This is a genomic window from Candidatus Aegiribacteria sp. (assembly GCA_021108435.1).
GTDB lineage: Bacteria > Fermentibacterota > Fermentibacteria > Fermentibacterales > JCC-6 > Aegiribacteria.
The window spans coordinates 1-13,591 of sequence record JAIOQY010000111.1; the positions used below are offsets into that span (position 1 = coordinate 1).

The 13,591-nt window shown below is 47.2% G+C and carries 13 protein-coding genes; 10 read left to right on the top strand and 3 right to left on the bottom strand.

Annotation, left to right across the window (positions count from 1 at the left end; translation table 11 throughout):
- Nucleotides 1–176 precede the first annotated feature (176 nt).
- The 8 genes from K8R76_06470 (at nt 177) to K8R76_06505 (ending at nt 9,975) form a co-directional block, all read left to right on the top strand.
- The gene (locus K8R76_06470; GenBank protein MCD4847817.1) at nt 177–1,370 is read left to right on the top strand and encodes a hypothetical protein; all 1,194 of its coding nucleotides are present in this window, start codon (nt 177–179) and stop codon (nt 1,368–1,370) included.
- Between the two features lie 15 nt (nt 1,371–1,385).
- On the top strand, nt 1,386–2,117 hold the full coding sequence (locus tag K8R76_06475) for a SagB/ThcOx family dehydrogenase (GenBank protein MCD4847818.1): 732 nt from the start codon (nt 1,386–1,388) through the stop codon (nt 2,115–2,117).
- A gap of 9 nt (nt 2,118–2,126) precedes the next feature.
- Nucleotides 2,127–4,358, top strand: a complete 2,232-nt coding sequence (locus K8R76_06480) for a C39 family peptidase (protein MCD4847819.1) — start codon at nt 2,127–2,129, stop codon at nt 4,356–4,358.
- 13 nt (nt 4,359–4,371) lie between these two features.
- On the top strand, nt 4,372–5,094 hold the full coding sequence (locus K8R76_06485; GenBank protein MCD4847820.1) for a zinc ribbon domain-containing protein: 723 nt from the start codon (nt 4,372–4,374) through the stop codon (nt 5,092–5,094).
- Nucleotides 5,095–5,131: 37 nt separating this feature from the next.
- Entirely contained in the window at nt 5,132–6,055 is a 924-nt protein-coding gene (locus K8R76_06490) for a DMT family transporter (GenBank protein MCD4847821.1), read from the top strand.
- The gene (locus K8R76_06495) at nt 6,052–7,422 is read left to right on the top strand and encodes an MATE family efflux transporter (protein MCD4847822.1); all 1,371 of its coding nucleotides are present in this window, start codon (nt 6,052–6,054) and stop codon (nt 7,420–7,422) included. Before K8R76_06490 ends, K8R76_06495 begins: the two co-directional genes overlap by 4 nt.
- A gap of 191 nt (nt 7,423–7,613) precedes the next feature.
- A complete protein-coding gene (locus K8R76_06500; protein MCD4847823.1) occupies nt 7,614–8,192 on the top strand; it encodes a hypothetical protein in 579 nt (192 codons plus the stop codon).
- Nucleotides 8,193–8,427: 235 nt separating this feature from the next.
- Nucleotides 8,428–9,975 carry a T9SS type A sorting domain-containing protein gene (locus K8R76_06505; GenBank protein MCD4847824.1) on the top strand — a complete coding sequence of 516 codons (1,548 nt, stop codon included), beginning with the start codon at nt 8,428–8,430 and terminating at the stop codon, nt 9,973–9,975.
- Between the two features lie 83 nt (nt 9,976–10,058).
- Here K8R76_06505 and K8R76_06510 read toward each other — a convergent pair whose 3' ends face one another.
- The gene (locus K8R76_06510) at nt 10,059–10,517 is read right to left on the bottom strand and encodes a thioredoxin family protein (protein MCD4847825.1); all 459 of its coding nucleotides are present in this window, start codon (nt 10,515–10,517) and stop codon (nt 10,059–10,061) included.
- A gap of 95 nt (nt 10,518–10,612) precedes the next feature.
- Between K8R76_06510 and K8R76_06515 the strand changes: the two genes are divergently transcribed.
- Nucleotides 10,613–11,038 (top strand): NUDIX hydrolase, encoded by a 426-nt coding sequence (locus tag K8R76_06515; protein MCD4847826.1) that lies wholly within the window; start codon nt 10,613–10,615, stop codon nt 11,036–11,038.
- A gap of 24 nt (nt 11,039–11,062) precedes the next feature.
- Nucleotides 11,063–11,515, top strand: coding sequence for an HIT family protein (locus K8R76_06520; GenBank protein MCD4847827.1), 453 nt, complete (start codon nt 11,063–11,065; stop codon nt 11,513–11,515).
- A gap of 79 nt (nt 11,516–11,594) precedes the next feature.
- On the opposite strand, the gene K8R76_06525 is transcribed toward K8R76_06520, so the two are convergent.
- Together K8R76_06525 and K8R76_06530 are read right to left on the bottom strand one after the other, a co-directional pair.
- The gene (locus K8R76_06525; protein MCD4847828.1) at nt 11,595–12,101 is read right to left on the bottom strand and encodes an OmpA family protein; all 507 of its coding nucleotides are present in this window, start codon (nt 12,099–12,101) and stop codon (nt 11,595–11,597) included.
- A gap of 29 nt (nt 12,102–12,130) precedes the next feature.
- On the bottom strand, nt 12,131–13,171 hold the full coding sequence (locus tag K8R76_06530; GenBank protein ID MCD4847829.1) for a hypothetical protein: 1,041 nt from the start codon (nt 13,169–13,171) through the stop codon (nt 12,131–12,133).
- Between the last annotated feature and the right edge of the window lie 420 nt (nt 13,172–13,591).

Here is a 13,591-nt window from a genome sequence, read left to right on the forward strand (position 1 = left end):
GGGGCATCGCGTTTCTATGCCCCTCGGGCACATGACCCCGGTCTTCGAAACACTTCGCCAGATGGAAATCTGAGAAAATCCGGGTTTCTATTGCCGGGTGTCCTTACCAGTAACACCTTGACAAACAAGTCGGAATTACTGACCTTATGTATAATATGAAGGGACATTTCCGGAAAATGTTAATAAAGAAGTACATTTTTTCGAAACAGCTCAGACCAAAAACCGAAATGGTCATGATTTTTTCATTCCTTCTCTTTCTATTTTCACATTCAGCTTTATCAGGTCCGGCGCGGATTCTGTGGGAAATGGAAATACCTTCTGAATTTGACAGCTGTATATGGGGAGTTGATATCACAGATGACGGCGGAGCAATCTGCGTTGGGGAAATCGGCTCAATGGATGATGAAATAACTTCTCTTTTTCTTCTCAGGATTAATCCTGACGGATCGATCCCGTGGGAAAAGACCACCGGTTGGGGACTTGCCACTTCAGGGCAGGATGTAATCCAGGTATCCGGTGGATTTGTTGTTTGCGGCAGCATCTTCTCCGGTACCGTTTACGATGGTTTTGTGGCGAAATTCGATAACTTCGGAAATGTTCTCTGGTGCAGGGAAATCAAAAATATCAACGATGATGTATTGTATGATATCTCACAAACAGCCGATGGAGGTTTTATAGCAGCAGGATATACTGAATCCACAGGTGCCGGCGGAAAGGATTTCTGGCTTGTTCGGATAGATGCCGGCGGATATCTTGAATGGACCAGAACCTTCGGAACATCAATGTCTGAAGCAGCGTATTCAGTAGCCGCTCTGGAAAACGGTGGTTTCGCTCTTGGCGGAGGCAGTTCCGGGGATTTCTATATCGTAATCACCGATTCAACAGGTACCGGATTAAATGCTTACTCTTTCGACAATGAAGGACATGAAACAGCAAAATGTCTTATAGAATCCTCTGAAGGAGGATACTTCCTGGCTGGAATCACTATGCAGCCCGGCAATTATCAGTCGGATATTCTACTTGTCAGAATGAATACCTCAGGAAATGTTATCTGGTCAGTCACGATTGAAGGTGATGATAATGATTCAGCCTGGGATGCTGTTGAACCGGAAACAGGCGGATTCGCTGTTCTGGCGAACACGATGTCTTCCGGCAGAGAAAGCTATGACGCGGTACTATACCGGCTTGATCACCAGGGTAATATCATCTGGGAACTAAACGCTGGAAACAGTTTCTGGAATACAGGAAGCGGACTTGCCATCAGCCCGCAAGGTCATCTTCTCTTCGGCGGCAGAACCTGGAGCGAAGAATCAGGATGTTTCGTCCCCTGGATTGTGTATACCATTCCGGAAGACCTCCTCAACTGGTAGCAAAGGAGAAGAGACATGTCTGACAGACATAATCTGAAATCAAACTGGGATCTGCTTAAGGATTTCGAGAGTGATCAGTCAAAAGGGATTGAACATCCGCCTCTTCAGAAACCTGTCCCTGAAGGAGTGCCTCTGGTTTCCCTCCCGGTAGTAGATATGGCTGACTTTCCGGACTCATCCATCTCGGAAGCCGTCATGTCAAGAAAAAGTGTAAGAAGTTTCACGGATGAACCCGTCTCTATAGACGAACTATCCTGGCTTCTCTTTGCTACTCAGGGAGTTAAGAGTATCGTTCGAAATGGTATAGCTTCATTCAGAACGGTACCGTCAGGAGGAGCTCGCCATCCTTTTGAAACATACCTTTCGGTTAACAACATCAGCGAACTGGAACCAGGGCTGTACAGATACCTGCCTTTTGATCATGCCCTTGCTCACCTTGGAGACAGGATTCCTCCTTCCAGCATTATCGAGGGATGCCTTGATCAGCGATTCACCGGTGAGTGTTCCGTTACTTTCATCTGGACTGTCTTACCCTACAGAACCGAGTGGCGGTACGGTCCTGTTTCCCATAAGGTCATTGCTCTTGATGCGGGACATGTCTGCCAGAATCTCTATCTGGCGTGTACGGCTTCGGGGCTTGGCACATGCGCTATTGGGGCTTACGATCAGGACATTATGGATTCCCTGCTGGATCTTGACGGCAGGGATGAATTTGTAATCTATATAGCGCCTGTCGGCAGAATATAGGGACTGTTCATGCTTGTCCTTCTGATCCTTGCTTCACTCATTGCCCCTCTCAATCCCGCATTAACTGAAATTGCCCTGAAGGATACTCCCGAGGGACTTCTTCTGACCGATGGCCGGCACAGAGGCCTTTTTCTCCAGAACAGGTACGATGAAATCGAAGTGATCTCTGATGAGCCCGGAGCCGGAAGAAACGTCATTTTGATCGAAGGATATGTTCTTTTCAAGGAATGCCCTTCAGGAATACCGCAAAGAGTGATTGCTATCACTCCTGATCGCGCTGAACGTACGCTTTACGAATCCGAATGCTTCAGCGGACCTTTCATTAAAGCCAGCTCCACATTCATGATTGCGCATGATGGCTTCCTGATCGAATATGATCTGCGGGGAAGAGAAATCATCAGATGGTATATCGGTGAATTCCCGGCTTGGGCCGCCGCCGCGAATGATAGAATCTGCTTCACGGGTGAAACCGGCGGGCTGAGAATCCTGACTATGGAGACCGGAGAAATACTGAGCATACGAATACCGGGAGTAGAAGAAATAACCTATTCAAGAATCTCATCCGGACCGGGAGGCCTGTTTCTTGCCGAAAAATCATCCGGAGGCTTCACCGTTCTGGATTCAACAGGAAATGTCATTACCGATAATTCCTGTTACTACTACCCATCCTGGACTGAGGATGGAAATATCTTATGCTCATGCCTGGTTTTCTCCGGAATGTTTCTCACCTCCGGCGATATTCTAAGTATTGATCCGCGTACGGGAGATCAGGAAATAATACCTGTATCGGGAATTCCGCTGAATCCTGTTTCTACCCGTGATAGTGAAATTGTCTGGACAGACGGCGCCAGCGGTAAACTCATCGGGTTCAATGTCCGGTCGTTTCCAGCTTTGGAATATCAGCCGGTAACGGATGATCCTGAGGGATATATCGATGTTCCGTACATGCACCAGAGATGGGATACACCGGACTGGTTCGACGGAAGCTGGTCATGCGGTCCCACATCATGCGTCATGGCTGTTCAGTATTACAGAATGCTCACTCCTGATTCCATCTGGGCTTCATATCCATCAAAGGGACACTGGAGCCTGTGGGGTAACTACATTCCCGAAGAATACACTTTTTTGGATTATACATACGACGAGCTGGGTGAAAGCCCCGGTGGAGTAATGGTTCCCGGCGCCCACGGGTTCATCTGCCCCAATGGCTCAGCCTGGTGGAATAACATGGTGGATTATCTCAATCAGCATGAAGTGAATTCCGCATGGGCGGGAACTTCGTGGTCCACTCTGACAGAACAGATCGACAGCAGTTATCCGGTTGTCTGTTCCAGTTCTCTTGGCTCAGGTCATATCATCATCCTCAGCGGTTACTATACAAACCATACCATCATAGTTAACGATCCATATGGAGATGCGAATGAGAGTGGATGGGGTAACTACTACAACGGCAAGGATGTTCTTTACGACTGGCCCGGATATAATAACGGCCACGTTGAGATTGGAATAAGCCAGCTTTTCTATGCGCAGGCTCAGGTTTCGACAGAACCGGACACTCTGGTGGATGACTGCTGCAAAGGGTTTGAGAAGTATGGTGACTGCAGATACTGGCATCTTACCGGCGATGGTTACGAGGGGAACGCATGGTGGACATGGTCAACAGGTGCTCTTCCGGACACCTGCATCGCGCAGTGGCATCCTGAGCTCCCCGGAACAGGTGATTACATCGTATCTGTATACATCCCTCCTTACTACGCGACGGCAACGGGTATCTATGTGATTCAAACCTCCTCTGGTCCGGTCGAGGCAACTCTCGATCAGGGGTTGTACAGCGGGGAATGGGCAGTACTTGATACATTCCATCTTTCCGATGATGCCTGGCTGAAGCTGGGTGATTACACCGGAACAGGAGGGCAGTATATAGCTTTTGACGCAGCTCTTTTCAGCCTTCCCGAAACTGGAATAAGCGATGATTTCTTTTCAGATAACACAGGTTTCAGTCTTTTCCCGAATCCCTGCCGTGAAACAGCATATGTAATTCTTCCCTCCGGTAATGACGGAGCAACAATCTCTCTCTATGATACTTCCGGAAGACTCATTTCACGAACTTCTATCAGCAACTGTCAGAGCACCGTACAGATTGATGTTTCCTCTCTATCCTCCGGTCTCTACCTGCTGAAAGTAAGCATCGACGGATACTCCAACTGGACTTTCTCCAGACTTATGACTGTCTGCCGATAGTGGAAAGCGATACATGAACTGTCCCAAATGCGGTCATTCTCAGGATGATTTGAATACTGAATGTGTCAGGTGCGGGCTTATTTTCGAGAAATACAGAACACGTGACAACAAGGAGCTGTTTCCACAGGTCAGAAAGAAGAAAGATGGATTCGTTCAATCCGTAATCAGGTATCTGCTTCATACAAAACCCAGGATAGAACATCTTGACTTCTACGGCCGGATCTTCGTTTTTGTGTTCCTATTCATCTGGAGCTGGTGGTTCGTTCTTTCCCCGATCGAGAACAATTACTCGATAAAATCCTTCATGCATCTGGTGAATCTGCCATTTCATGAGGCAGGACATATAGTATTCAGTCCATTTGGAGATTTCATTACCTCTCTGGGAGGCAGTCTCGGTCAGATTCTGATGCCGCTGATTTGTCTTTGTGTTCTACTCATCAAAACCCGTGATACATTCGGAGCATCCATCGCGCTGTGGTGGCTGGGAGAGAATTTCATTGATATGGCGCCATACATAAATGACGCTAGAGCGCTTCAGCTTCCTCTGCTCGGCGGAAACACAGGAGCGGGAGCTCCGTACGGATTCCATGACTGGCAGTTTATCCTGAATGAATCAGGTCTTCTTCAGCATGATCACCTCATTGCTTCACTATCATTCTCGGCAGGAGTTGTACTTATGGCGGTTTCATTCATCTGGGGAGGTCTGGTGCTCTACAGACAATCCAAAGCCCTTTGAAGCTCATTTTCATTCACCTGTATCGGGGAGGATACATCTGCTCTATTTACTGACAGCGGTTGTTTGCAGCGCCTCAATCACTCTGATTTTCCATATAAGCGAGAGCCGTGGCATGAACAGGTATGTAGTTACTACGGTTAACTACCTTGTCGCGTCTCTTATATCCCTAATCTTCATTCTGTTCGGAAACCTTCCGGAATCATCCTTTTCAGGAGCGGCCAGTGCTTTTCTGAACGAGTTCGAAGGTGCGATGAAGGGCGGTGCTTTCAGTCCTTCCGGAAGCCTCGGATGGGCTGTCATCGTCGGTATCTCTACCGGCATACTGTATTATCTTGGCTTCATCTATCTTCAGAGAGCTGTAAAAGAAAGCGGTGTCAGCCTTGCGGGAAGTTTTTCAAGGATGGGTATACTTGTTCCTATAATTCTATCAATTCTTCTCTTTCGAGAACTGCCTTCAAGCCTTCAGTGGGTAGGAATTTGTCTGGCTCTTTTTTCTATACTCCTTGCCAATATCGACCCTTCAAAATCCGCCGGATTTCTTTCAGGATTCCAGCCTGTGCTGATAATACTGTTCCTGATCGTCGGGCTGGCCGAGTTCAGCAATAAGGTCTTTCAGAAATATGGTGTACTGGAGGCTAAAAGCCTGTTTCTTTTCTTTGTTTTCACAACAGCGCTCCTGATAAGCACATGGAAAACCATAAGCAAGGGGGAAAGACCGAAGTTCTCAAACATAATAATCGGATTCGCAGTCGGAATTCCAAATTTTTTCGCATCGTTTTTTCTTATACTTGCCCTTTCAAGGCTTCAAACCGCAGTGGTTTTCCCTTTATACAGCGCTCTTACGATTGTTATCATCAGTCTTTCCGGCTGGATTATATTCGGTGAAAAACTTAAGAAGCGAGAAAGGTTTGCCGTGACATTGACAGTAGCAGCGCTGATCCTGGTAAATCTGCATTCATGAGTAAAACTACACTTACCGCAGCTGAAAGAACCGGTTTGCTGGGCACCCAGTCAATCGGCAGGCTTCTGTTCAGGCTCTCCGGTCCTGCCATGGCCGGAATGCTTGTTAACTCCATGTACAATCTTGTCGACACGATCTTTGTCGGCAAGGGAGTAGGTACTCTCGCGCTTGCGGCTCTTGCAGTCTGTTTTCCCGTTCAGATGTTCCTGCTTGCGGTTGCTCAGACCGTCGGGATTGGCTCTGCGTCAATAATCTCAAGAAAACTTGGCGCGGGTCTGGAGAAGGAAGCGGGCAGAATCGCCGGCGGTTCATTCGTACTTGTAGCTATGCTCGGACTTGGTATCTCCGCAGCCGGTCTTCTTTTCCTTGACCCTGTACTCAGGCTGTTCGGAGCCAGCGACCAGATACTCCCATATGGAAGGGATTACCTCTCAATAATTCTATTCGGGGGAATCTTCACTGCTATAACAGTATGCTCCAACAATATCGCTAGATCGGAAGGAAATGCCAGAGTAGCGATGATCAGCATGTTCATCGGCGCGGGCGTGAATATCGCTCTTGACCCCATATTCATCTTCGGTTTCGGAATGGGCATCAGAGGCGCTGCTATCGCTACGGTAATAGGGAAGATCTGCGCCTTTACCTGGATCATGAGGTACTTCATTACCGGAAAGAGCCATCTGAAATTCAACAGCAGCCATCTCCTGCCCGGATTGCGGCAGTGCTTGAATATTCTCAGAACAGGCTCACCGTCATTTGCACGGGTAGCAGCAGGAAGTGTCCTTGCCATAGCCGTGAATAACACGATCATGCACTACGGGCATGAAGTTCATCTTGCTATTCTGGGTGTAACCAACAGGATGATGATTTTCGCACTGATGCCGCTGTTCGGACTTGTGCAGGGTCTTCAGCCGGTAGTCGGTTATAACTATGGAGCGAAGATGTACGGGAGAGTCATGAAGTCCTTGAAGTACGCGATTGTATCGGCAACTCTTCTGTGTACAGCCTACTGGCTTCTTTTCGAGTTGGCTCCGGGGTTCATGCTGAGCATGTTCAGCAACGATTCCGAGCTTATCTCTTCGGGGGCCGGTATTTTCCGAATTCTCGTTGCATTGATGCCGTTAATCGGATTCCAGGTAATGGGAGCAGGTGTATTCCAGGCTCTGGGTAAGTCGGCTACTGCGCTTCTTTTATCGGTCTCGAGACAGATTCTTTTCCTTGTACCTCTTACTCTTCTCCTTCCTCTCCTTATCCGGCCTTCATTGAATGGCGTATGGTTCGCGTTCCCTGCAGCTGATCTTCTTGCGGCAACTGTAACAGGTCTCTTCTTCTACAGAGAGATCAGGAAGATGAAATCGTTAATCTGACAATTCGAATTCCGTTCAGCAGTATTGACTTGACACAATTTCATTCGTAAAACTGGTTCATTGATAATTCACATATTCGTCGGGGAGGAAACATGAAATTAATTACAATCTGTTTAGTGTTTACAGCAGTTTTCGCGGCTGCTTCAACGATCAGCACTCCTCACCAGGCAGCAAGCAGATCGGAGTAATAGATGAGAATATCACTCTCACTAATTCTACTCTGGGTGCTGTCCTCATATGCTTTCCCCTTTCGAATTGGCCCATCAACCACATATTTGATCCCGGGATCCGGGACACTGGGTGAAATGCAAAGTGTACCTTATGAACAAAGCATTTCAAGTATTCTATTCTGTAATTCTGAATTGTTTTTATTTGGATTGCAGATTACTTCAAGTGTTTCAGAAGACTATAGTATCGATATTGCTGGTCATTGGCATGATTATGAACCCCATTACATTACACCGCCTGAATATGACCACTATCCTCTTGATCGATCCGGCAGTCTTGCATTGTATTCTCTAGGTATTAAAAGATCACTCGGAGACTTCAATGCAAAGTTATGTGCAGAAGCGTACTATTTCAGTGAATCCTGGAATAATCCATATACAGGAATTGGTGAATCAATCGATTCCCTGGCCTTCGGTCCCGCTGTGAATATCGCAGCAGTTATGGAGTTATCTCCTGGTGTCTTTGAGTTTGGAATGGGTTTAACATTTCCTGAATTCAGTAATGTCTGGGGCATGATTTCCCTCTCATTTCTTCTACCATAGAATCAGCCTGCCGTGCGCTTGAGTACCGTAAGCCTGAGTAGTTGTTCCGCTGTTAATTCATGAGTCACATGGTTCTGTTTTCCAGAACTCAGGTATTGCCATACTAATTCCTCCAATGTAGGATTCTCATTAATGATTCTGCTGAGCCTCTTCAGGAGCTGAGTCCTTGAATGGTTAGACTATTCTGGATGGACACTGGTTCATTGATAATTCACATATTCGTCGGGGAGGAAACATGAAATTAATTACAATCTGTTTAGTGTTTACAGCAGTTTTCGCGGCTGCTTCAACGATCAGCACTCCTCACCAGGCGGCGAGTATGGTTTTCAATGATATTCTTGATGGTGAGGTGGATGGGAAATCTATTCTTTCACTTGAAAGAATGCTGACCGCAGGTGAAACGCTTGGAACCTGGCATGAGGATATAACGGTTCCTGTTAACGGCTACCTTGTCCTCATTGATGATATGGCTTACGCGAACTGGGAGCATCCGTGCCGCTGGGTCTTTGTTTCTGCAGAGGGCGAAATGGAGATCATAAGACTTATGACTCCGCCTGATGCCCTGCCGGAAATGGCAATGGAATACACCTGTCTTCCCCCTCCAGCTGACTTCAAGGATCAATACGAAGATTTCATTGCCTGGTTCATACCAAATGTTCAGTCATCTCCTGAAAATGCTGAACATATGTATGCATGGATTATTTCCGGAGGATACAATTCCGGTAACAATCATATCCGATATTATGGCGATGTGCAGTTCGTATATAATGTTCTGCATCGTGACTATCTTATTCCTGATGATCATATAATCGTGTGCTTCTCTGATGGACTTAATCCCGCTCCTGACCAGTCGGGCGGTTTGAACTCCAATCCTGATTTCGATGCTGATGGCGACAATGATATTAATTACGATGCTACTTACTCAGGTGTTGTCAGTGGTTTCAATGATATCAAAGCCATGCTTGGCGCAGATGATCATCTTCTTCTTTATACAACGGACCATGGAGGCCAAGGTAAGTTCGACAGCCCCCCTGAAGTAATTCTCAATCTCTGGAACACCGAATACCTGGATGATGATGTTATTCAGGTTATGCTATCCGAACTTACAGCCTACTCCGTTCACACTGTCATGGAACAATGCTATTCCGGAGGGTTCCTTCTGGAAGTGCTGGCCGGTACGACTTCTATGCCCAGCTCTTTCACTTCAGCCGCAAACGGATACGAGTCAAGCTGGTCAGGAGCCACTTATCCGGAGTATGACGAATGGGTTTATTACTGGACAGGTTCGATGCATGGAACTGTCCCGCCAACATCAGGTTTGCCGGGAGGACCCTTACCCGGTAATCCGGATATGAACTCTGACGGTGTAGTTTCTTTCTGGGAAGCTGCAGACAGGGCACTTGCATGGGATACCGCAGGTGAGCACCCGCAGTGGGATGATGATCCTGATTCGTGCGGAGAGGAATACTACCTCGGCGGAAAGATCTCTGTGGGAATCGGAAATGGCAGGACACCGATCCTTCCGACAACCGGTAATATAAACCTGGCATGTAATCCTGTATTATCCGTATCTACCCTTTTGATCCGCATAGACAATTCCTGTAGAGTCGAAATCTCCGTATACGATATGGCCGGTCATATAATTGAAACTCTGCTCAGCGAAGAACTGGCTGCAGGTGAACATTCACTTGTCTGGGACACAGAACATCTTGCGTCCGGAACTTACCTGGTGAGATTCAGAGCGGATGATTTCATTGAAAGCATAAAAGCGGTTAAGATCTGATCTTACTTATCAAGAAAAAGAGCGGGGGGAAGAGCGGGGGGAGCATTACTGCTCCTCCCGCTCTTCTCTGTCTACCTGTTCATTTATATCTGTTGCAGAATCTCTTCAAGCGCGGTTACGTACTGTCCAATAGTAGGCGTGGTTCCGACTATCCTGTTAATTTCGGTTCCGTCAGCTTTTGCTATTACGATGCAGGGAATTGCTGATACGCTGTATTGCGCGGCATAAGGTCCGCCTGCAGGGCTGTCGACATCCAGCCTTAAAAGAACGAAGTTGGAAAGTACCGGGTGCATCTCTTCACTTGTAAAATACTCTTCCCCGAGAGTTACGCACGGACCGCACCAGTCGGCGTACATGTCAATCAAAAGCGGTTTGCCCGATGTTTCCGCCTCAGCGCTGGCTGCGTTGAAATCATCATTGAACCAAACCAGTTCTCCGAGAGGCCCGCTGCCGCTTTCTGTAACAGGTCCGTCATTCTCAGCCTGGCCACAGGCCATTGAAAGCATTCCGGCAAGCATGAGCACTGTCAAATTCTTTTTCATTTTCATCCTTTCAGGATATGTACATGTTCTGGATACAGCGTATATATACAAAAATATTCACGTATTGTTCCATATGTAACTAATAGGAGCTATTTATGAGACCGGTTACGCCTCTTTTAACTGTTGACGCAATAATCGAAATGCCGGACGGACGGATAGTTCTCATAAAACGGAAATATCCTCCAGCAGGCTGGGCGCTTCCCGGAGGGTTTGTCGATCCCGGGGAAAGCCTTGCCGAAGCTGTAAGAAGAGAAGCGTTCGAGGAGACATCACTGAATATCGAAGCCGTTCAATTATTTCACATCTATTCAAAGCCCTGGCGCGATCCCAGAGGTGATACTGTCAGCGTGGTTTACTGCTGCAGGGCTTTCGGTATTCCCTCAGGAGGAGATGACGCTGCTGTAGCTGAAGCTTTCAGCCCGGAATCTTTTCCTCCCGACATTACTTTTGATCACGGGAAAATCCTTAATCAGTTTCTTGATTGGAAGAGAACAGGCAAACTGCCTTCGGTAGAAGAATAGGTTCTGTGCATAAAAGGAGACTGAATGGAAGATTGTGTTTTTTGTCAGATAGTGGCAGGTCAAAGTCCCGCTAGTATTTTCTATGAGGATGATGTTGTGCTTGGGTTCATGACGCTTGGCCCTGTAACCCAAGGGCATGCAATGATTATTCCCAAGAAACATATTACTTACATGAAAGATATGGATGAGGAGACAGGAGCCCATCTTTTCCGTATTACACAAAGAACAGCCGCGGCTATTCGGTCTTCAGGCGTTAAATGTGAAGGTATTAATTTATTCCTGGCGGATGGGGAAGCGGCATTCCAAGAGATATTTCATTTGCATATACATGTCTTTCCGCGATACAGAGGAGACTCCTTCAAGCTGGTCGCTGATTGGGACAAGAAACCTAAGAGACAGGAACTCGATGAGATAGCGCGACAAATTAAGGCAGCATACGATCAGCTGTGGTTAAATGATAAGAAGACCAGCACATAACAATCGAATCAACGCGGGCTGGCAAAACTACGCTACTACGTACAAGGTTTACACCAGCCGGTTATGCGAGCCGATTACTTCATAGTATAACGAAGTCTATTCTCCGGTTCTCTGCTTTTCCCTGCGGGGTGGAGTTTGAAGCTATCGGGCTGGACTCACCCATTCCACTCGTTGAAAGTCTATCCGGGGCAATACCATGCTGAATAAGATAGTTCTTGACACTCTGTGCTCTGCGCAGACTGAGATCCTGATTCATGGAAGAGCTTCCATCTGAATCGGTGTGACCAACAACTTGCACAGTCACCCCGGAGTTATCTTTCAGCAGCGATACCACCTCGTCAAGGATACCATAGGATATAAGCTGGATGACATCACTTCCGCTGTTGAAATATATGCTGGCGAAACTAAGCGTTTCTCCACTTTCCAGAGCCGGATTCATAGTGAAATCAGCGACGGTCATTGCGCCACCGGATACTGATACTGTCTTAACCGATTCGATGTACCCTTCAGATCTTGCCCGGATAGACCAGGTTCCGTCCGGAAGATTCATACTGAATGCGCCTGAAGCGCTGGAAGCAGCTGTCACGTTGCTTCCTTCAACCGAAATAGAAGCTGTTATCGGAAATCCCGTACTGTTGTCACTGACAGTTCCGGAGACCTGCCCTTCCGTAGGAGTGGATCGATTAAGCCGAAAATCAACAGGAACGGATTCATTATCCGGAATAACAAGAGTTGCTGAAGAGGGAATGTAACCTTCAGCCTCAGCCCTGGCAATAATCGTTCCGACAGTAACAGGCGCAGAAAAAAACCGGTGACGGGATCAGACGATGTAGGAGAAATGGGTTTCCCGGGGAAAGAGACTGAGCCGGACAGAGGCAAACCTGTTTCATCATCAAGGATTGTCCCAACCACCCTGCCAATTCCGGAACTGGTCCTAACGCTGAGATGGGAATCGAAACCCAGAGCCATCATTACACTCCAGTCCCCTGGAACACCATCTGGAAGCGGAAGTTTCCCTGTCTTGTATGGATCGGCTTCCTCACGGTTATAATCAGAGAGTCCGAGTTCCCCGATAATGTCAAGGTAGGCCCCCGTTTTATCGAAAAGCCTTACACCTCCTGTAAATCTCGCGGGTGCCGAGTAGCCTTCGTCTCCTTTTCTCGAGAGAAAACTCCGAATGGAATACTCGGTAAATAAAACCGCCTGAGGAGTGTTCAGAGCCACTCCCAGACCGAAATCAATCGCTCCGTCTTTCTGATCCACAAATCCTATGATGGAATCTTCATACTCCTGCCGGAAGCTTGAATAACCAAGGTTCACATTCGCCTCGAGCATTCTGTATCTTGTCGATGCCAGAGCAAGAAATCCCCATGAGTTCTTCCCAGTGGAAAGAAACGGTCTGCGCACCTGCAGCCGCAGGTCACCACTGTTCCAGAACCCGTCATAATCCCCAATGGTATCAGGTACAGTCGATCCCAGAGGAAAACCTGCCCACAGCATACCCCCTGCTGTAATCCATGAAGATACAGGTCTTCCATACTTCACGGATGCCCTGATATCACCCGGACCCCAGATCACATCCAGTACTCCAACATAATCTTTTCGAATATGTACCTGATCGAATTGATAGGCGTTAACAAGGTAGCTCATTGTCATGGCCAGTTCCACATTATCCGTGATGGCCAACCCGAAATCAATAGTACCGTCAATATAGTGTTCACGATCTTCTACATGAAGAAGAGTATCTATCTGTGAATCTTCTCTGATGAAATGAAGAGTGTCCTTATCAAGAGCCTGCTGGTAGAGAGCTGATATGAAAAATGAATAGGTTCCATCAGAGGGAGTCTACGCTGAAACGGTTCTATAGAAACCACACGTACCATAGATACAGGGCATTGAATAAGATGGGATAATCAATATAAGAAGAACTGCAGCCAGTTCAATAGAAGCAATCCTTACCCGCATTTGTCATCCCATTCCATTGAAACTGACCACATCCCCTCTTGTGGTCTTCTTAAGGAAGAGAGGGGCGGATAAACCGCCCCTCCCTATTAAAAGGTTCTAGTTCGAAAGAAC

Bases quoted from the DNA above. Each gene is read 5' to 3' on its own strand.
- K8R76_06505 (MCD4847824.1), top strand. From the start codon at position 8,428: ATGAAATTAATTACAATCTGTTTAGTGTTTACAGCAGTTTTCGCGGCT.
- K8R76_06470 (MCD4847817.1), top strand. From the start codon at position 177: ATGTTAATAAAGAAGTACATTTTTTCGAAACAGCTCAGACCAAAAACC.
- K8R76_06510 (MCD4847825.1), bottom strand. From the start codon at position 10,517: ATGAAAAAGAATTTGACAGTGCTCATGCTTGCCGGAATGCTTTCAATG.
- K8R76_06530 (MCD4847829.1), bottom strand. From the start codon at position 13,171: ATGACAATGAGCTACCTTGTTAACGCCTATCAATTCGATCAGGTACAT.
- K8R76_06500 (MCD4847823.1), top strand. From the start codon at position 7,614: ATGAGAATATCACTCTCACTAATTCTACTCTGGGTGCTGTCCTCATAT.
- K8R76_06520 (MCD4847827.1), top strand. From the start codon at position 11,063: ATGGAAGATTGTGTTTTTTGTCAGATAGTGGCAGGTCAAAGTCCCGCT.
- K8R76_06475 (MCD4847818.1), top strand. From the start codon at position 1,386: ATGTCTGACAGACATAATCTGAAATCAAACTGGGATCTGCTTAAGGAT.
- K8R76_06515 (MCD4847826.1), top strand. From the start codon at position 10,613: ATGAGACCGGTTACGCCTCTTTTAACTGTTGACGCAATAATCGAAATG.
- K8R76_06480 (MCD4847819.1), top strand. From the start codon at position 2,127: ATGCTTGTCCTTCTGATCCTTGCTTCACTCATTGCCCCTCTCAATCCC.
- K8R76_06485 (MCD4847820.1), top strand. From the start codon at position 4,372: ATGAACTGTCCCAAATGCGGTCATTCTCAGGATGATTTGAATACTGAA.
- K8R76_06495 (MCD4847822.1), top strand. From the start codon at position 6,052: ATGAGTAAAACTACACTTACCGCAGCTGAAAGAACCGGTTTGCTGGGC.